The sequence below is a fragment of the Pseudomonas zeae genome, from assembly GCF_014268485.2.
Lineage (GTDB): Bacteria > Pseudomonadota > Gammaproteobacteria > Pseudomonadales > Pseudomonadaceae > Aquipseudomonas > Aquipseudomonas neuropathica.
Genome location: NZ_CP077090.1, coordinates 131153 through 149445, shown reverse-complemented (window position 1 = coordinate 149445; position 18293 = coordinate 131153). Strand labels below are relative to the sequence as shown.

Genomic DNA, 18293 nt, shown 5'->3' with positions numbered 1-18293 from the left:
GAATACAACAATGTCCAAGAAGATCTTTGTCACCGATACCATCCTGCGCGACGCTCACCAATCGCTGCTCGCCACCCGCATGCGCACCGAAGATATGCTGCCGATCTGCGACAAGCTCGACAAAGTCGGCTACTGGTCGCTGGAGTGCTGGGGCGGCGCGACGTTCGACGCCTGCGTACGCTTCCTGAAAGAAGACCCTTGGGAGCGTCTGCGCCAACTGCGCGCGGCGTTGCCTAACACGCGCCTGCAGATGCTTCTGCGCGGTCAGAACCTGCTGGGCTACCGCCATTACAGCGACGACGTGGTTAAAGCCTTCGTCGCTAAAGCTGCAGTAAACGGCATCGACGTGTTCCGCATCTTCGATGCGATGAACGACGTGCGTAACCTGCGCGTGGCGATCGAAGCGGTGAAAGCGGCCGGCAAACATGCCCAGGGCACCATCGCTTACACCACCAGCCCGGTGCACACCATCGATGCGTTCGTCACTCAGGCCAAGCAGATGGAAGCCATGGGTTGCGACTCGGTGGCGATCAAGGACATGGCCGGCCTGCTGACTCCGTACGCCACTGGCGAACTGGTTCGCGCGTTGAAAGCCGAGCAATCGCTGCCGGTGTTCATCCACTCCCACGACACGGCCGGTCTGGCGACCATGTGCCAGCTCAAGGCGATCGAAAACGGCGCCGATCATATCGACACCGCGATCTCCAGCTTCGCTTCGGGCACCAGCCACCCGGGCACCGAGTCGATGGTTGCAGCGCTCAAGGGCACCGAGTACGACACCGGCCTGAACCTCGAACTGCTGCAAGAGATCGGTCTGTACTTCTACGCCGTACGCAAGAAGTACCACCAGTTCGAAAGCGAGTTCACCGCCGTCGACACCCGTGTGCAGGTCAACCAAGTGCCGGGCGGGATGATCTCCAACCTTGCCAATCAGTTGAAAGAGCAGGGCGCCCTTAACCGCATGGCCGAAGTGCTGGCGGAAATCCCACGCGTGCGTGAGGACCTCGGCTTTCCGCCGCTGGTGACCCCGACGTCGCAGATTGTTGGCACCCAGGCGTTCTTCAATGTGCTGGCCGGCGAGCGCTACAAGACCATCACCAACGAAGTGAAGCTGTATCTGCAAGGCGGTTACGGCAAAGCGCCGGGCGTGGTCGACGAGAAGCTGCGTCGCCAGGCGATCGGCAGTGAAGAAGTCATCGACGTGCGTCCGGCCGATCTGCTCAAGCCGGAAATGACCAAATTGCGTGCCGACATCGGCGCACTGGCCAAGTCCGAAGAAGACGTGCTGACCTTCGCCATGTTCCCGGACATAGGTCGCAAATTCCTCGAAGAGCGTGCCGCCGGCACCCTCACCCCTGAAGTGCTGCTGCCGATTCCGGAAGCGGGCGGTGTGACCAAGGCGGGCGGCGAAGGCGTGCCGACCGAGTTCGTCATCGACGTCCACGGCGAAACTTACCGCGTCGATATCACCGGCGTCGGTGTGAAGGCCGAAGGCAAGCGTCACTTCTACCTGTCCATCGACGGCATGCCGGAAGAAGTGGTGTTCGAACCGCTCAACGAATTTGTCAGTGGAGGCAGCAGCAAACGCAAGCAGGCGTCGGCACCGGGTCACGTCAGCACCACCATGCCGGGCAACATCGTCGATGTGCTGGTCAAGGAGGGCGACACCGTCAAGGCCGGCCAGGCTGTGCTGATCACTGAAGCGATGAAGATGGAAACCGAAGTCCAGGCTGCGATTGCCGGCAAGGTCACCGCGATTCATGTGGCCAAGGGTGATCGGGTCAATCCGGGTGAAATTCTGATCGAAATCGAAGGCTGAGATAACGGCCGCGATCCAACGTTTTAAACCTCGGGGGGGCATGTGCTCCCCTTTTTTTTCATCCGGAGTTTGTCTGCATCACATGAGGCCTATGTGTGCGAGCCTGCTCGCGAAGAGGAGTGTCAGTCGATATTTATTCAACTGACCGATCGCATTCGCGAGCAGGCTCGCTCCCACAGTGACGATGTTCAATCCGTCAGAACGCCATGCGCCATTGGCCCATTACGCCGTGAGTTCGGCTGTCAGTGGCCATTTCACCCGTGAGACCCACGCCGACCGTGTGATTGGCAGACAGCCCGAGATCGAGGCCGGCATCCACCGACAGGCTGTTGCGATCCAGCGCGGCACCGGCAATTTCAAAGCGTTTGCCACCCTTGACCAGTTGCTGGCGGGTGTCGCTTTCGATCTCGCCAAAGGTGTGTTTCCAGCCGGCACTGAATCGCGGTGTCAGCGTCATGCCGTTGTCCAGCCGATTGATTTTCGCCGTGCGCAGGCCAAAGGTGCTGCTGAGGTTGTCGCGGGTTTGTCCGAAGACTTTCAGCGCCGCATCCCCGCCGTTTTCACGGTAGCTGTCGCGTTGATAGCGCTGATAGCCGACGCTGGCGAACGGTTCGAGCGTCGCGTTGTGCCGGCCAATGTTGACCGCCAGTTCGGCAAAGGCTTGTTGGGTGTTGGCGTCGTAATTGCCCTTGAGGCGATCGCTGAAGCCGTTGAAGGCCACGCGACGTTTGCTGGCGCCGTCATGACTGGCGTAGGTCGCCCCGAGACGCAGCGAGAAGGGGCCGTCCTGACGTGCGGCGTAGGCACCGAGGTGCCAGCTGTCGAGGTCGCCATCGTATTGCCGGGCATCGAGTCTGGTCTGCGATTTACCGCCGACCAGGCCGACATGCCATTGCTCGTTGAGCCGCCAGTCGGCGCCCATGACCAGGCCTTGGGTAGCGTGTTTGAGGGTGCTGTCGAAGTTACGGTCGACTTTGCCACCATGGCCAAGCGCCTGAATCCACACGCGCCCGGAATCGGCAGCGCCGGCGGCCTGACGCGGCGAGTTGCCGGAACTGTAGGCAGAACCGTAACGGCTGTTCAGTTGCTGCATGGCCGAAAGCATGCTCGCGCTTACGGGAGTGATGCTGCTCAGCGTGGCTTTGGCGAGGTTTGCATTGCTGCCGGCGGCGAGTTGTTCGAGGGCGACCGGTGCGGTGGTTTTGTCGCTGGTCAGAAGCGCGGCGACTGCTGCGTTTGCAGGTTTTATAGGCGCAGGTGCGGGCTGTTCGGCGGACTCGTTAACTTGCGCAGTAAGAGGTTCGTCCGGCATTGGCGATGGGACGGACTCTGCAGTGGGAGTCGGCGCTGAAGTCGGGACAGGAACAGAAATTGGAGCTGGTGCAGACGCCGTCAATGGCGTTGTTGTCACTGATGGCGCAGGTGCTGTTGGATCGACAATGGCCTCGGCAGCGGCACGAGTGTTGGCTGTCGTGGCAGCGCTCGAAAGCGGCTTACCGTTACGGGCGTAAGTCAGCCCGACGGACTTTTTGTTGTATTGCGCAGTGGCTGTCATGAAGGCGAGGTCGCTAACGACCGTACCGAATTCGCCTTCTACCTTACCCGCTTCGAGGATTTTGTACTGTCTGCTTTGCGGATATTCTCCCGGAGCCGCAACGACTTTCAGGGTGGCGCCTTCCAGCTTGGCGGTGCCATCAACCTTGATCGTTTGACTGCCACCGGGGGTGACCTCGTAAGCCAGTTCGGCGGTCGGGGACAAGCGCAAGTCGCCTTTCACGCGCGGGCTGCCTAGCACCTCATTGACGGTGAGCAGGCCGGCGACCTCCAGGCTTCCCACCACACCTTTACCGGCAAAGCTGCCACCGCTCTCGACATACACGTCGCCCTTAATGCTCCCCAGGTTGGTCAACGTGGTACCGCTGTTGACCAGCACGCCCTCCTTGAAGTCTCCCTTGGAACTCAGCGCCCAATCGCCCCGGCTGAGGAACAGGCCGTTGAAATTACGTGTGTCTTTCAGCTCGCCGCCTGCCGCTGCATCCAGGAACAGGACGTTATCTCCCCCGCCACCATCCAGCAGGCCGGTAAAGCTTGCGCCGTCCGTGAGCGTGATCAGATCGTTTACAGCGGTACCTTTAAACGTTTCTTTAGGGGTTTTAAATGCGATGGGCACCGTACTTGGGTCGGTGAGAAATCCCTTCAGTCGTTCAAGCGCCATTTTTTTAGGGCTGGTTTCGGACAATTCAGTGACATCCGCTACTGCGGTTGAATCAGCGACTTCAGAGGGTTGCTGAGCGTTGGCAACCGCTACGCAACCCAGCGCCAGCGAAATGGCCAAAGCCAGATGTTTTGGTTTGAACGTGTGTCGAATGGTCATTGAGTCGAGCCTCGGTTAGCAGGAGACCCAACTCTATTGATGCACTGAAAAATCCGATGTCGGCTGCTTCCCGCAGGCTTGCAGGCGACATCGCATCGTTTTGTAGAAAATGACCGCGAGATCCGCAACCAGGATTTTTACTCGGTTGCAGCGTTCCCTTTTCCTACAACCATTCAAGACCCCGCCGGCTGTTCAACCCTCAAAAGCTCATCTGCCACTGCCCGATCAAACCGTGATTGCGGCTGTTGCTGCCGATCTCGCCGCTGTATCCCACACCCAGCGTGTGCCGCGCCGAGATCCCCACATCCAGACCGGCCTCCAGCACCAGGCTGTCGCGATCCAGCGAGCTGCCATCGACACTGAACGCCGTGCCGCCGGTTATAAAGGCCTGACGAGTCGAGCTGCTGACATCGCCATAGGTGTGTTTCCAGCCAGCGGCCATGCGCGGGGTCACGCTCATGCCGTTGTCCAGGCTGCTCAGGTGCGCCAGGCGCAGGCCGAAGGTGCTGCTGAAGTTGTCTTGGGTCTGGCTGTCGACTTGCAGTGCGGCGGCGCCACCTTTTTCCTGGTAGCCGTCGCGGTGGTAGCGCTGATAGCCGAGGCTGGCGAATGGTTCGGCGCTGAGGCGGCCGCTGCCCATGGCATAGCCGAGTTCGGCGAAGGCTTGCTGGCTATCGGCGTCGTAGTCGCCTTTCGGGCGGTCGCTGAAACCATTGAAGGCGATGGTGCGTTTGCTTTCGCCTTGATGGCCGCTGTACGCCGCGCCGAGGCGCAAAGCGATCGGGCCGTTCTGGTGCAGCGCGTAGACGCCGGCGTGCCAGCTCTCGACGTTGCCGTCGACGCCGGTCGCGTCCAGATCGGTTTTCGAATAGCCACCGAGTACGCCCAGCCGCCATGCTGGATTCAGCGACCAGTCGGCACCCAGCACGCTGCCCTTGGTGCGTTGTTCCAGACCACTGCTGCCATGTTCGCCATCGAGCTTGCCGTAGCCGCCGATGCCTTGCAGCCAGAGCCGCCCGCGAGCGTCAGGATCATTCAGATTACGCGCCTCGGACGGCACGCCATTGGCTGCCAGCACAGGGGTGTCGCGCTGATCGAGGCCGACCATCAGTCCCGGGCTGGCGCCCATTTGCTGCATCGCCGAGAGCATGCTGCTGCCGACCTGACTGCTGGCGCCGAGGGTGGCGCTGGTCAGGTTGGCATTGCTGGCACCGGCCAGTTGCTCGATCGCCGCGCCGGCGCTGCTTTGGCTGGTATTGAGCAAGGCGTTGTACAAGGCGTTGTCTTTGCCGATTGAGGCGAGGCTGTTGGCGGCGTTTGTGCCGTTGCCAGTCGTGGCGAACTCATTGAACGCCACATCATTGCGGGTGTAGGTCAGATCGACTTGCGTGGGTGTGTAGGCGAGAGTCGGCGTCAGGAATGCGTAGTCGCTGCTGACCTTGCCGAAGGTGCCGTTGACCTGCGCCGCTTGCAGCACGGTGTAGTGGCTCTGCCAGGGATAGGTGCCGCTGCCGGGATTGACGGCGAGCGTTGCACCGTTGAGGTTGGCGATGCCGCCGACCTGTACCGGCGCACTGCTGCCGTCGGCATTGACGCCGTAGGCGAGGGTGCCGGCGCTGCCCATGTTCAAGTCGTGAACGATGGTTGCGCGGCCGAGTCCGGTGTCCGTGCGTAGCGTGCCGTTGACGTTGAGATTGCCCACCGAACCGCCACCGGCATACACACCGCCAGCGTCGACGGTCAGGTTGCCAGTGATGCTGCCTTGGTTGATCAGGATGGCGCCGTTGCGCACCGCGCCGCCGTCGCTGAAATCGCCACTGCCCGACAGCGTCCACGCGCCTTGCTTGACCTCCAGCCATTCGAAGTTGCGACTGGCGCCGAAGCTGCCACCGGCCGCGTCCTCCATCACCACACGGTCGTAACCGCTGCCGCCATCCACCACGCCGACAAAGCGACTGCCGTTGCGCAAGGTCAGGCTATCGTTACCGCTGCCCAGATCCAGCGCCAGGCCATTGCTGCCGCTGATCGTGCCGCCGTTGATGACGTTGTCGGCGAAATCACCGACGAACTTCACGCCAAAACCGTTGAGGCCTTGAATGGTGCCGAAGTTTTCCAGGGTGGTCGCCGCCAGCCCCGAACCGCCGCTGCCATCGTCCACCAGAATGGCGCTGTCGGCACCGCTGATCAACGCGTTGCTGGCGTTGAGTATGTAGCCACCACCGAGGGCAATACCTTCGCTGCCGTTGGCGAAACCGCCCTTGTCGACACCACCTGCACCGACGCCCTGAATGGTCCCGTAGTTTTCGATGTGGGCGATCTTGTCGATGTCCACGCCATCGCCGTCACCGTTCGCTTGCAAGCCTGAGTAAGCGCCAGTGATGGTGCCGTGGTTAATCACCGTGCCATCGCCGTCGGAACCGAACCCGGAACCATTGCGGCCGGTGATCTGCCCGTAGTTGATCAGTGTCGCGCCGAGGTCGGTGGTGATGCCATGCCGGCCGCCGGAAATCACTCCGTAGTTGGTCACGCTAACGCCGCTCGCGGAGTCAATATCGATGCCATCGAACTTCTCGTCGGCATTGTGCGAATCGCCGGTGGAAATCTCGCCGTAGTTGGTAATGGTCGCGTTGGCCCCGGTCTTCATGCCGTCGCTGGCGTCGCCGCGAATCAGCCCGTCGGCGCGGTTGATAATGGTGGTTTTCACCCCGTCGCTGCGCAGCGCATCCAGATCCAGGCCTTGGCCGGTAGTGGAGCGAATCACACCGCTGTTGTCGATTAACAGGCTGCCGCTGACGAAGTTGCTGTCGATGCGCAAGGCGTCGTTGGCGCCGAGAATCTGCCCGCCGCTGCGGTTGTAGATCGTGTAGTTGCGCGCCTGGGTCAGGTCGCCGCTGCTGTCGATGGCCCGGCCACCGCTGGACACGATTTTGCCGGCGTTATCGATCACCACACCCGCACCACTGGTCTTGTCTTTCAGGCTCACGGCCTTGCCGCTGTTGGTGATGCTGCCCGGTGCGGAAATCGTCAGCGTATCGCTGCCTCCCAGCGTTTGCGCTGCCGTGGTGGCGGTGTCGATCTGCACGGTTTTGCCGTGGGCTGCCGTGGCGGTGATCAACAGGGCAATGGCGAGATACAGACGCTGGGGCGGGAACGGCATGGTCGGACGGCCTTTTTGTTATAAGCGGGCCGTCCTGTATAGCGAAGGGTTTTTACAGAATGATGTCTTTGAGGTGATGAGTCACTGATCGCGACGCACGTAAGCCTTGCCGTAATGCCGCTCCATGCGTGCCTGAATCAACTCCAGGCCAATCGACATCAGCCAGTAAATGATCGCCGCCGTCGTCAGCATTTCGATATAGCGGTAGCTTGAGCGCCCGTATGACTGGGCGAGAAACATCACTTCCCAGACCCCCATCACCGAGATCAGCGACGAGTCCTTGAGCATCGAGATGAACTGGTTGGTGGTGGGCGGGATGATCGTGCGCATGGCTTGCGGCAGGGTGATGCGCCAGAAAATCACCGTCTCGCGCATACCCAGTGCCAGCGAAGCTTCGCGCTGGCCGTGGTCGACACCGAGGATGCCGGCGCGGAAGATCTCGCTGAGATAGGCGCCGTAGTTCAGCGACAAGGCAATGATGCCCGCGACGATGGCGCCAGGCACGATGCCCAGTTGCGGCAAGCCGAGGTAGATCAGCAGGATCTGGATGAGCAGTGGCGTGCCGCGAAAGAACGAGGTGTAGAAGCTGGCGATACCGAACGCCACGGCGCTTTTCGACAGGCGCGCCAATGCCGTGATGAAGCCCAGCAGGGACGAGGCGACAATCGAGCACATACACAGGAAAAGCGTCAGCGCCGCGCCTTGCAGAAAGCCATTGGGCGCCAGGTGCAAGCCGACCAGGTTGGGCAGTTTGTCGAGGATGATCGAGAATTTCAGATCGAAGCTCAGGAAGAACCCGGCGAACAGACAGAACAGCGCTGCCCATGTCAGGTACAGCCGCGTACGAAAACCGAACAGGCGTTGCAGGCGTGATTCAGCCACCGGTTGTGGTGGCTGTGGAGGTGTCGGGAAAGAAGTCATTGGCTGATATCAGCGCCGATCCATTTTTGTGACAGCTTGCTCAGGGTGCCGTCCTGTTTCAGTTGCGCGAACACCTCGCGCACTTTGGCGTCCCATTGCGCATCGCCCTTTTCGATGGCCACCGAATTCGGCTCCGAATACAGCGGCGCGCCGGCCAGTTTGAAGCGTTTGTCTTCGTTCAGGCGTGGCTGCGCGGTGACGAGGTTGGTGAGGATTGCATCCAGACGCACGCCGGCGCCCAGGCCCAAATCCTGGAAGGCAACGTTGTCAGTGTCGTACGGCGCGATCTGCACATCTTCGAACGGGTATTGCAGCTGCTTGTCTTCGGCACCTTCGATAACCAGGTTCTTGTTCAGATAGCTTTCGTAACTGGACGCGCTGGTGAGGCCGACTTTTTTGCCACTCAGATCCTTGGCAGCGTGAATCCGATCATCCTTGGCGTTGACTACGATCACTGCGGGCGAGGCGTAGTACTCGACCGGGAAATCGAACACTTCGGCGCGGGCCTTGCTCGGTGTCATCGAGCAGATGCAGATATCGTAACGCCCGCTCCAGCGGCCGGCGGCAATGACGTCCCAGGACGGCGTTTCCAGTCGCAACTTCACGCCCAACTTGTCAGCCACGGCCTTGGCGACGTCCACATCGAAGCCATCAAGCTGATTCTGGTCATTGAGAAACGAGAACGGTGGATAGCTTTCCATCAGCACACCGACCAGCTCTTTTTTCTGCTCGATACGATCCAGCGTGGCGCCAGCAAAGGCTTGAGTGGAAGCGGCCAGAATGGTCAGGCCCAAGGCCAGTAGCGGTTGAAATTTCACAGTCGATCCCTGAGCAAAAAAGAGGTTGTTATTAACCGGATGGTGCGTATTAAATAGTTATAAGAACGACTCTGATAGTGAGTTATTTTCATAAGCATATGAGTGAAAAGCATATGGGCGCAGGAAGCACGATTATTCTCGATGGCGGCATGGGCCGTGAGTTGCAGCGCGCCGGGGCGCCATTTCGTCAGCCGGAGTGGTCGGCGCTGGCGTTGAGCGAGGCGCCGCAAGCGGTTGAGGCGGTACATGCCGCTTATATCGCCAGTGGTGCCAATGTGATTACCACCAACAGTTACGCCGTGGTGCCGTTCCATATTGGCGAAGAGCGTTTCGCCGCTGAAGGGCAGGCGTTGGCAGCGTTGGCCGGTGAGCTGGCGCGACGTGCGGTGCAGGCCTCAGGGAAATCCGTGCGAGTGGCTGGCTCATTGCCGCCGCTGTTTGGCTCCTATCGTCCGGATCTGTTCAACGCCGACCGAGTGACCGAGTTGCTGGCGCCCTTGGTCAATGGTCTGGCCCCGCACGTTGATCTGTGGCTGGCGGAAACCCAAAGCTCGATCATCGAGGCGCGTGCCATTCACGCCGGGTTGCCGAAGGATGGCAAACCGTTCTGGTTGTCGTTCACCTTGAAGGACGAAGACACCGATGAAGTGCCGCGCCTGCGCTCGGGTGAGCCAGTCGCCGAGGCGGCTGCGGTGGCGGCTGAGTTGGGCGTCGAGACGTTGTTGTTCAATTGCAGTCAGCCGGAAGTGATCGGTGCCGCGATTGATGCCGCGCGTGACACCTTCGAGCGTCTGGGGGCGAAAATTCACCTTGGTGCCTATGCCAATGCGTTTCCGCCGCAGCCAAAAGAAGCTACGGCCAATGACGGACTTGATCCGCTGCGCGATGACCTGGATCCGCCGGGTTACTTGCACTGGGCGATTGACTGGCAGCAGCGCGGTGCGAGCCATTTGGGCGGTTGCTGCGGGATCGGGCCGGAGCACATTGCGGTGCTGGCGCAGAAACTGGAGTAGCCGCAGATCAAAAGATCGCAGCCTGCGGCCACTCCTGCATGGGATTTAAATTCACCGTGTAGGAGCTGCCGCAGGCTGCGATCTTTTGCTTTTCAGATAATCAGGAACGGCACTCGACCAAACCTTTCACCTGCCCGTCGGGCGTCTGATTTTCATCCGACAGCCACCGCTCGAAACCTGCCGCAATTCCCGGCCACTCGCCATCCAGAATCGAGTACCACGCGGTATCACGATTCTGGCCCTTGACCACCATGTGCTGGCGGAACACCCCTTCGAAGCTGAAGCCCAGACGTTCGGCAGCGTATTTGGAGCGGGCGTTGCCGTTATTGCATTTCCATTCGAGGCGGCGGTAGCCGAGGTCGAAGGAATATTTGGCCAACAGGTACACCGCTTCGGTGCTTCTCGGCGAGCGCTGCATCGGCGCGCCGAAGGTGACGTGGCCGATTTCGATACGGCCCTGGGCCGGGACAATCGACATCAGGCTAAGGATGCCTTGTACCTGACCGCTGGCGCGATCGACGACGCTGAAGAAATACGGGTCGCTGGCGGCCGCGTGGTTGTTCAGCCAAGCGTCGAAAACGCTGCGTTCCGGGAACGGGCCGTAGGGCAAATAATCCCAGAGTTTCGGGTCGGCACCGGGGCCTTCGAGTGCGGCGAACAGTTGGTCACCGTGGCGCGCCGGGTCGAGTCTTTCCAGACGGATAAAACGCCCTTCAAGCAAGGTGGCGGTGGGGGCGGGGACGCCTTTCCAGTCAGCGAGTGAAGCGATCATGCGTGCGTCTCCTTAAAGGGCTTGGCGAAACTGGATGAAGCCCGGGCGTTCGGCGATACGCTCGTAGAGCTGGATCGCGGTGGCGTTGGTTTCGTGGGTCAACCAATGAACCTTGCAGCAGCCGTCAGCCTTGGCGGTGGCGTAGACGTGTTCGATCAACTGGCGGCCGACGCCGGTGCCCCGGGTCTCCGGGATCACCAACAAGTCCTGCAGGTAGCAGGAGTTTTCGATGCTCCAGTTCGAACGATGATAGATGTAATGCACCATGCCTACCGCTTTACCGCCAGCCCAGGCGAGGGCGGCGTGGGTCGATTCGTTCGGGTCGAGAAAACGCTGCCAGGTGCTGTGCGTCACAGCGTCCGGCAGTTCGGTGTTGTAGAAACGCAGGTAGGCCTGCCATAGCGGCAGCCAGGCGGCGTGGTCGTCGGCGCTGACCGGGCGAATGTCGATCTGACTCATGGGGGATTTCCTTAGCGCATCAATCGGGCGAGGGTTTGATCATTGATGTCCGGGCTGGCGGCCAGGCCTTCGCGCACGCCGGCAATGTCTTCGGCGCTGCGGTTCTGGCTGAGCTTGCGCTTGCCTTCGAGACGGTCAATGGGAATGGCGAAACCGACAATCGCCTTGAGCATGCCGTCGATGTAATCGGCGGGCGCGTCGGCGACTGACCACGGTTGGGCGCGGCCGGCCTCATGCCGGTCGGTGAGGGTGCTGACGATGTCGAGCAGGCGTCCGCCATCGCTGAAGGTTTCGGCGTGGCCATAAGCGTGCACGGCGATGTAGTTCCAGGTCGGCACGACTTTGCCGTGTTCGGCCTTGCTCGGGTAAAAGCCCGGGCTGACGTAGGCATCGGCGCCGGCGAAGATCAGCATGGCTTCGGCGCCGTCGCGCAGGTCTTTCCACTGTGGGTTGGCGCGGGCCAGGTGCCCGTAGAGCGTGCCGTACTCGCCCTGTTCGCAATGCAGCAGTACCGGCACATGGCTGGCCTGCAAGCCGCTTTCGCCATGGCTCACCAGAATGGCGAGGCGGGTGGCGAGAATCAGTTCGTGCAGTTGGGACAATTCTTCGATGGCAAAGGCGCGTGGCGTGTACATGGGCAGATTTTCCTTGGCGAATGCCAGCATCCTAGGCAGGCTATTGGTCTGTTGTAAGAGCCATTGATGACCAATTTCATAGGTCCATTGCCATGCCCGATTCGCCGCTGTTATCCATGCCGTTCAACCCTGCCGGGATCGAGCTTGATCGCCGTCAGGGTTTGAGCCGTCAGCTGTATCAGGCTTTGCGCCTGCGGGTGCTGGATGGACGGCTGGCGAGCGGCACGCGGTTGCCAGCCAGTCGCGATCTGGCGGCGGCGTTGGGGATTTCCCGCAACAGCGTGGTGCGCGCCTACGATCAACTGTATGCCGAAGGCTTTATCGAAGGGCGGGTAGGCGATGGCACCTACGTCGCACAATTGATGCCGGTAGCGAGCCCTGCGAAAAAATTATCCACAAAAGTATCCACAGGGTTTTCAACAGGCTTACCCACAGCCTTATCCACAAATTGGCTGGATTTACCTGTAATTTCATCCAGTAAAGTTATCCACAGCGATAGTTTTTCGCGCATCGAAAAGAACCATTTGGCCCGGCCACCGAGTGGTCCGCCACGAGCCTTTCGGGTCGGTGTACCGGCGTTTGATCTGTTCCCGTTCGAGGTGTGGGCCAAGCTGAATGCGGCTTTCTGGCGCAAACCGGATCTGGAGCAACTGTGCTATGGCGATCCTTCCGGCGATGCGCGCCTGCGTGCAATGATCGCTGCCTATTTGCGCAGTTCGCGCGGCATGCAGTGCTCGCCTGAGCAAATTGTGATCACCAGCGGCGCACAGCAAGGCATTAGTCTTTGTGCACAGCTGCTGGTGGAGCCGGGCGACGGTGTGGCGATCGAGAATCCGGGTTACCGCGCGGCCGGTCATGCGTTCGCGGTGGCAGGAGGTCGTTTGCAGGGTATTGCCGTGGACGAGGAGGGCATGGACTGCTCGGCGTTGTCGGCCACCGGGGACTGTCGGGTAGCGTATGTCACGCCCTCTCATCAGTACCCGACAGGCGTGGTGATGAGTCTTGCGCGGCGCCTCGAACTGCTCGCCTGGGCCGAGCGCAACCAAGGCTGGATCGTCGAGGACGACTACGATGGCGAATACCGCTACACCGGTGCGCCGCTGGCGCCGTTGGCGGCACTCGATCGACAGGGGCGAGTGCTGTATGTCGGTACTTTCGGCAAGGTTGCCTTTCCGGCATTGCGCCTCGGTTATCTGGTGCTGCCGCCGGCGCTGGTCGATGCCTTCTCGCAACGCCGCGCGGTGGATGTCCGCCATTCCGAGGTCAGTACCCAAGCGGTGATGGCCGAGTTCATGGCGGCCGGGCATTTCCAGCGGCATATCCGGCGCATGCGCCGCGCCGCCCTGAGCCGTCGCAATACCTTGCTCCACGGTTGGCCGACCGCCATTGCCGGTGTTGGAGATTTGCCCGCCGTTTCCGCCGGGCTGCACCTGACCGTGGCCGTAACAAGCATCGAGCGCGAGCAGCAGTTGATAGCGCAGGCAGCAGGCGTTGACGTGGAGATCAACGGCTTGAGCAGTTACTGGCTGCCGGACTCCACTACACCGCTGGACCAGCGCGCCGGGTTGGTCCTGGGCTTTGCCGCCGTCCCTGAACCTGACATTACAGCGGCACTGAAGCGCTTGCGGCAGGTTTGGCAGGCGTGAAGAACAGATGCTCGGCTGACTGTCGTGAAATCTCGCTGCGATGGATTTCGAGGAGCTGCGAACTGGTGGGATCGCTCGGCTCGTGGGAACCGCCGATGTGTCGTTGCGCGACTGTTTTCATGTGCCCGGCGGTAAACGAAGCGACGGGAGCGTCGACACTGCTGTAGTGGAAGTGTGCGTAACACAGCACCTTGCCGGTGTGGGCATCGCGTACTTCGTATTCGTCGAGAAAACCCCTTGAGTGGCCTTTGAGCCGGCGACGGGTAATGGTTTTGGAAACCGTTACTTCACCTTTTTCTTTGAGCCACTGCACCCCCGCCGCAGTCGGCGGTTGTTGTTTGATCAGTCCGATGCGAATGCTGGTGCCTTTTTCGTCAAGGGCGTTAGCGGCCTCGTCAAGCTTGTGGCCGATTTCTTCGGTCGGCTTTTTGAAGTCTGCGGTCAGATTACTGGCGGTCAATGCTTCATCAATCGCCGCATTGGCTTCGCGCAAGACAGCGGCATGCTTGTGGTATTCCTCCTCGACCTCGACAGGTATCCGCCGCCCTCGTTTGAGGTGAGCCTCGATACGTTGGTGGAATGCATCCAGGCCGTCGATCAGCGCCTGGCCGGCACGGCTGCTGGCACTCACGGATGAATGGGCCTTGGGTTGGCGGGTCTTTGCCGTGCGCTGTTCTACCCAGACACCGGGTGACTCTTCCTGGAATGTGGCGATGACACCCGTCAGGGTGGTTCGTACTTCCACCTGGTCGGATTTTTGCCCCTTGATGCGTTTTTTTCGATTGCCGACTACCGTGCCTCTGGATTGGGTTTTGATGATCTGGCGCGTTGATGATCTCGCCTTCGAAGGCCCCGATGTCGGTCCCAGCAAGTGCTTGAAGTGCAGCAACTCGGCCAGCTTTACATCCGTGCGCGCCCTGAACCCGTTTACCCGTTTACGCACATGCTGCAGTCGCTCAGTGTTGATGTGTTCGGGGTAGTCGATGAGCAGATCACCAAAGCGCTGATCGATGGCGGAAAACTGTTCGGCCACATTGCTCAGGACATCGATGCGTTCGCGCAGGTTGTCGAGGCTTTCATCCTCGGTCAGATTCAGCGTGCTCTGGATACTCAACGCGGCGTCTTCGATGAGACTGGCGAGTGCCTGATAGGCATTGGCGGCGTCCGCTGTCGTACCGGCCTTGATGCAAATTTCCTGGCCAAGACTGATCTGCAAAAGCTTGAGGTCGTTCAGATCATATTTCGGCAATGCCTTGCGATAGGTTGGAATAATTTTGACGGCATCTTTTCCCAACAACATCAGTTCGTCAAAACGGCTATTGGCCAACTCTGTTTTTTCAATGATGGCCTGGGTCTGGAGGGTCATTCTTTCAAAGGTCTGAACAAACGCCTGCGCGATGAATCCGGCTTCATCGGCAAGCATTGTCTGCATGGCCTTCAGGTCAGTCTGAAATACGGCGGAATGCAGGTCGAGCCATTCCTGCCCGAGAAACAGCTGCATTTGCAGTCGCTCAATCATGACGGTCCGGTAGTTCGGAATCGGCTCTTTCTGATTCAACGCCTTGATCTGTTCAATATTCGCGCCGTACGCCTTGAGTTGTGCGTCTAGCGTTGCCAGATAGTGCTCGCGTGCCGGTCCTCGTGCTTGCCCGACCGCATCGTTGAAGGCTTTGTGGTCAGCATCACACTGAGTCTGCTTGGCTTTCATCGTTACGTCGAACGCACTGATTTCGGCAGTCAGTTGCCTGGCGTCCATTTTGCTCACGTCCTGAACGGCCTCAAGTGCGCTGTCGAGTCCGCCGCCTCGCAGGCGCAAGCGAAGGTCGACCACCCATTGGCCGTTGGCCGTGCGGGTCAGTTGCGGCCCGTTGCGCGGCGGTTGCTGGCGCGAGTCGATGATCTGCACCTCGGCGTGCTCATTGAGCATGACTTCGAACCAGCGCTGGCCTACGGGAGCGAACCACTGTTGTTGGCGGGGATAAAGATGCCTGTGTGTGCCCTCGGTGGCGGCATCGCCGATGCCTTTGGGTTTGGCGATCTGAAAACTGTCGAGCAGCGCTGCGAGTGCGACCGGGGATCGTTTCAGCGCCGTGAAGGGGTTGACCACCATCTCATGCGCAATGGGCAGTGCAGTGCTGGATACGTCCGGCAACTGCAACGGTTTGCTGACGACAAGTTCGGTGGTGACGGTGGCGGTGGGTTCTTCCTGCGGGATCGACTCGCTGAATGGCTTGTCGCCGACCGCTGCGCGATGGGCGAGCACCATGCCCAAGGCCAGGAGAATGTCGGTGAGGGCTGTCCAGGCAAGCTTGCCGGATTGCTCATTGGCCTCGTCGCTGATCTCTTGCAGGTCGTCCATGATCTGCCAGATCCACGCTGCCGTGCCGACGCTGCGCCCGAGGAATGGCAACGCCGCGTTGAACAGCATCCAGCCGCCGTGTTTGAGCGTTGCCCAGCGTGCTTCTGCATCAGAGACCGATTGCCGATCGGCCTGGGTGATGACAGCCTGCACGTTGCTGTTATGCAGGGTCGCCAGTACATCGTGTTCAATCGTTGCGGTCGCCAGCGCAACGGGGCCGGACATGTCGAGGGCGGTGAAGGGGTTCACCAGCAATTGCGGGATAGTCCAGACTGAAGGCAATCGGGCGGTGAAGACGAACTGGCTGTACTTGAAGCGCACATCGTCCGGCAACCAGGCCAGGACCGATTCGCGCAGCTCCTGTGAGTGCTGGATCTCGTAAAACAGGTTGGCGTGTGAGGGAAATTGCATCAGTGCCGTTTCGAACAGTGGTCGATAAAGCAGGCACGGCCCTTTGTCCGCCTCGCGCGGGCCGATGACGAACATGTTGTTGACGATGTCGGCCTGTGATCGACTGCGATGGGCCACGAACCCCAGCGGGCGAATGACGATTTCATCGCGATCGACATGACGCTCATCGCCGGTGTTTGCCAGCGCGGCAACCACATAGCGGTAACCCTGTTCAGTGATGCCGGTCTTGCCCTGTATTTTGTGCTGCAACGCCAGCAGCGGCAGTTCGATGGGCAACTGGCTGGCATAAAGTGCTTGCACTGCCGACGCCTGCTCATTGTTGTCAATCAGCAGGTTTTGCAGGTACGCCGGGTAGGTCTGGCCGATATCGACGCTGCTGACCAGTTGTTGCAGGTAGCTTGCGGTCATCCACTCAGGCAACACGCCGCCATCCTTGTAACGTACGGTTTTGTTGCCGGCTGGCTGCCCCGCGAGGTTCTGCAGCGCGAGTTCAATGAGCGACAGCGTCTTGGTCTGCGTGTTACCCGGAAAGACAAATGTGCCCCAGACCACCAGGCTGGTGATGCTGATCTCGATGTCATCGATCCTCACCTCGCCGGCTTGCGGATGATCCTTGGCTATCTGTTGTTTCAGGGCATCACGGGTGAACGCTTGCAGGCTGATGACTTCGCTTTGAAATGATTTTCCCTTGTTCGTGTGCTGCACCATCGTCAGATCCAGCAGATGCCGGCTGTAACGGGTTTGATCGGCGGGAGAGGCGCTGTCGAGCCATTCTGGCAGCATCGGACGCAGGCGAGCGATATGAGGTTTGAGGCGCGGTGTCGGCTCTCGCGGATTGCCGACAGTCCCGGTGTGCGGATATAGCTCGCTGGAACTCGAACCCTGAAAATAATTGATCGCGCCCAGCGCCTCGGCTTCCAGGGCGACCAGTGTGCAGGCTTGATAGTCGAAGAAATGGCCCTGTGGTTCGACCAGTCGCCATTTCAACCCGGCACCGGAGGCACCTTGCCAATAACGACGCGGCAGGGCTTCGCCGAGTTTTTCCAGCGATTGAAAACTCTCGAAGCCCTGCAGCACCGAGTGGGTCATGATCAAGGTGCGCTTGTCATCGGTGCCGATCAGTACCGCGGTATCGAGCAGGGTCACATGCTTCTGCTCGTCACCCTCGCCGCGGTCAAGATCAATCAGACAGGCGCGGGTCTTGTATTTGTCGGTGGGCAGTCGCTGGTGTTTGTCCGGGTATTTATAAAGCGCTTCGGCCATGGCGCGCTGGTCGGCATCCCAGCCAGGGTTCGCGTCGACCTTCCACAAATTGCGCAGGGCCTGTGACATCTGCTGCCAGCGCGGCTGCCCTGGGTAGGTGAAATCATCCCAGTAATTGACCTGGTGTTCCTTGTAGGCGATGAACAGCAACGGTGCCAGCTCATTGAGCAGCTTACCGATCGCGCTGATTTTCACCGGGAGCTGGATGGCGGACGGCAGGTCGGGCTGCAAGGTCAGATAATGCTCACCGTCGAGATACGCCACAGTCGTGCCGGAGAGGCCCAGGCGTACCAGGGTGTCGGTCAGCGATTCGATCAGGTGGCGACCGGGGACGACCCGATCATCTTCAATGACCCAGGTCGGTCTTACGACCATGGCCAGCTGCGGGTCGAGATCGAGGTCGGGATACAGCGTCCTGAGCGCGGGGCGCAGCGTTTTCGACGCAACTTCTCGCAGTGACGGGCCGGTCACCAGTTGAGTCACGACATCGACGGCGCTGGGCGAGGGGATTTCGGGCATGGGCAACTCCTGCTCTGATGGGCGCGCCCAAGGGCGGCGGTTCCGGGCAAGGTAGCGGCGAGCGGCGGCGCACGTGCGGTACATACATATTGCGGGCAAAAAAAGACCCGCCTGGGCGGGTCTGGTG

At 60.3% G+C, this 18293-nt stretch carries 11 protein-coding genes; 3 read left to right on the top strand and 8 right to left on the bottom strand.

The window, feature by feature from the left end:
• Positions 1–10 precede the first annotated feature (10 nt).
• Positions 11–1819 carry a sodium-extruding oxaloacetate decarboxylase subunit alpha gene (gene oadA / locus HU754_RS00655; RefSeq protein ID WP_099757556.1) on the top strand — a complete coding sequence of 603 codons (1809 nt, stop codon included), beginning with the start codon at positions 11–13 and terminating at the stop codon, positions 1817–1819.
• 196 nt (positions 1820–2015) lie between these two features.
• On the opposite strand, the gene HU754_RS00650 is transcribed toward oadA, so the two are convergent.
• The 4 genes from HU754_RS00650 to HU754_RS00635 all read right to left on the bottom strand — a co-directional run bounded on the left by HU754_RS00650 (position 2016) and on the right by HU754_RS00635 (position 9089).
• On the bottom strand, positions 2016–4193 hold the full coding sequence (locus tag HU754_RS00650) for an autotransporter domain-containing protein (RefSeq protein WP_186620244.1): 2178 nt from the start codon (positions 4191–4193) through the stop codon (positions 2016–2018).
• Positions 4194–4392: 199 nt separating this feature from the next.
• Positions 4393–7350, bottom strand: a complete 2958-nt coding sequence (locus tag HU754_RS00645) for an autotransporter outer membrane beta-barrel domain-containing protein (RefSeq protein WP_186620240.1) — start codon at positions 7348–7350, stop codon at positions 4393–4395.
• 81 nt (positions 7351–7431) lie between these two features.
• Complete coding sequence (locus tag HU754_RS00640; RefSeq protein ID WP_099757553.1) at positions 7432–8271, bottom strand: amino acid ABC transporter permease; 840 nt, start codon at positions 8269–8271, stop codon at positions 7432–7434.
• Positions 8268–9089, bottom strand: a complete 822-nt coding sequence (locus HU754_RS00635; protein ID WP_186620236.1) for an ABC transporter substrate-binding protein — start codon at positions 9087–9089, stop codon at positions 8268–8270. The genes HU754_RS00640 and HU754_RS00635 overlap by 4 nt, the downstream gene beginning before the upstream one ends.
• Positions 9090–9202: 113 nt before the next feature.
• On the opposite strand from HU754_RS00635, the gene HU754_RS00630 reads away from it, so the two are divergent.
• Positions 9203–10102: a homocysteine S-methyltransferase family protein gene (locus HU754_RS00630; RefSeq protein ID WP_186620235.1), complete on the top strand. Its 900-nt coding sequence runs from the start codon at positions 9203–9205 to the stop codon at positions 10100–10102.
• Positions 10103–10202: 100 nt separating this feature from the next.
• On the opposite strand, the gene HU754_RS00625 is transcribed toward HU754_RS00630, so the two are convergent.
• Genes HU754_RS00625 through HU754_RS00615 form a run of 3 tightly spaced genes read right to left on the bottom strand, consistent with a single transcriptional unit; the run spans position 10203 to position 11968 of the window.
• Positions 10203–10874 carry a GNAT family N-acetyltransferase gene (locus HU754_RS00625; RefSeq protein ID WP_186620234.1) on the bottom strand — a complete coding sequence of 224 codons (672 nt, stop codon included), beginning with the start codon at positions 10872–10874 and terminating at the stop codon, positions 10203–10205.
• Between the two features lie 12 nt (positions 10875–10886).
• The gene (locus HU754_RS00620) at positions 10887–11333 is read right to left on the bottom strand and encodes a GNAT family N-acetyltransferase (RefSeq protein WP_186620233.1); all 447 of its coding nucleotides are present in this window, start codon (positions 11331–11333) and stop codon (positions 10887–10889) included.
• 11 nt (positions 11334–11344) lie between these two features.
• Positions 11345–11968, bottom strand: a complete 624-nt coding sequence (locus tag HU754_RS00615) for an FMN-binding negative transcriptional regulator (RefSeq protein WP_093429613.1) — start codon at positions 11966–11968, stop codon at positions 11345–11347.
• 92 nt (positions 11969–12060) lie between these two features.
• Here HU754_RS00615 and pdxR point away from each other — a divergent pair, with 92 nt between their 5' ends.
• Positions 12061–13614 carry a MocR-like pyridoxine biosynthesis transcription factor PdxR gene (gene pdxR / locus HU754_RS00610; protein ID WP_186620232.1) on the top strand — a complete coding sequence of 518 codons (1554 nt, stop codon included), beginning with the start codon at positions 12061–12063 and terminating at the stop codon, positions 13612–13614.
• On the opposite strand, the gene HU754_RS00605 is transcribed toward pdxR, so the two are convergent.
• Positions 13571–18166 (bottom strand): dermonecrotic toxin domain-containing protein, encoded by a 4596-nt coding sequence (locus HU754_RS00605; RefSeq protein ID WP_186620230.1) that lies wholly within the window; start codon positions 18164–18166, stop codon positions 13571–13573. The two genes, pdxR and HU754_RS00605, sit on opposite strands and share 44 nt — an antisense overlap.
• Between the last annotated feature and the right edge of the window lie 127 nt (positions 18167–18293).

Bases quoted from the DNA above. Each gene is read 5' to 3' on its own strand.
- HU754_RS00625 (WP_186620234.1), bottom strand. From the start codon at position 10,874: ATGATCGCTTCACTCGCTGACTGGAAAGGCGTCCCCGCCCCCACCGCC.
- HU754_RS00630 (WP_186620235.1), top strand. From the start codon at position 9,203: ATGGGCGCAGGAAGCACGATTATTCTCGATGGCGGCATGGGCCGTGAG.
- pdxR (WP_186620232.1), top strand. From the start codon at position 12,061: ATGCCCGATTCGCCGCTGTTATCCATGCCGTTCAACCCTGCCGGGATC.
- HU754_RS00650 (WP_186620244.1), bottom strand. From the start codon at position 4,193: ATGACCATTCGACACACGTTCAAACCAAAACATCTGGCTTTGGCCATT.
- HU754_RS00645 (WP_186620240.1), bottom strand. From the start codon at position 7,350: ATGCCGTTCCCGCCCCAGCGTCTGTATCTCGCCATTGCCCTGTTGATC.
- oadA (WP_099757556.1), top strand. From the start codon at position 11: ATGTCCAAGAAGATCTTTGTCACCGATACCATCCTGCGCGACGCTCAC.
- HU754_RS00605 (WP_186620230.1), bottom strand. From the start codon at position 18,166: ATGCCCGAAATCCCCTCGCCCAGCGCCGTCGATGTCGTGACTCAACTG.
- HU754_RS00615 (WP_093429613.1), bottom strand. From the start codon at position 11,968: ATGTACACGCCACGCGCCTTTGCCATCGAAGAATTGTCCCAACTGCAC.
- HU754_RS00640 (WP_099757553.1), bottom strand. From the start codon at position 8,271: ATGACTTCTTTCCCGACACCTCCACAGCCACCACAACCGGTGGCTGAA.
- HU754_RS00620 (WP_186620233.1), bottom strand. From the start codon at position 11,333: ATGAGTCAGATCGACATTCGCCCGGTCAGCGCCGACGACCACGCCGCC.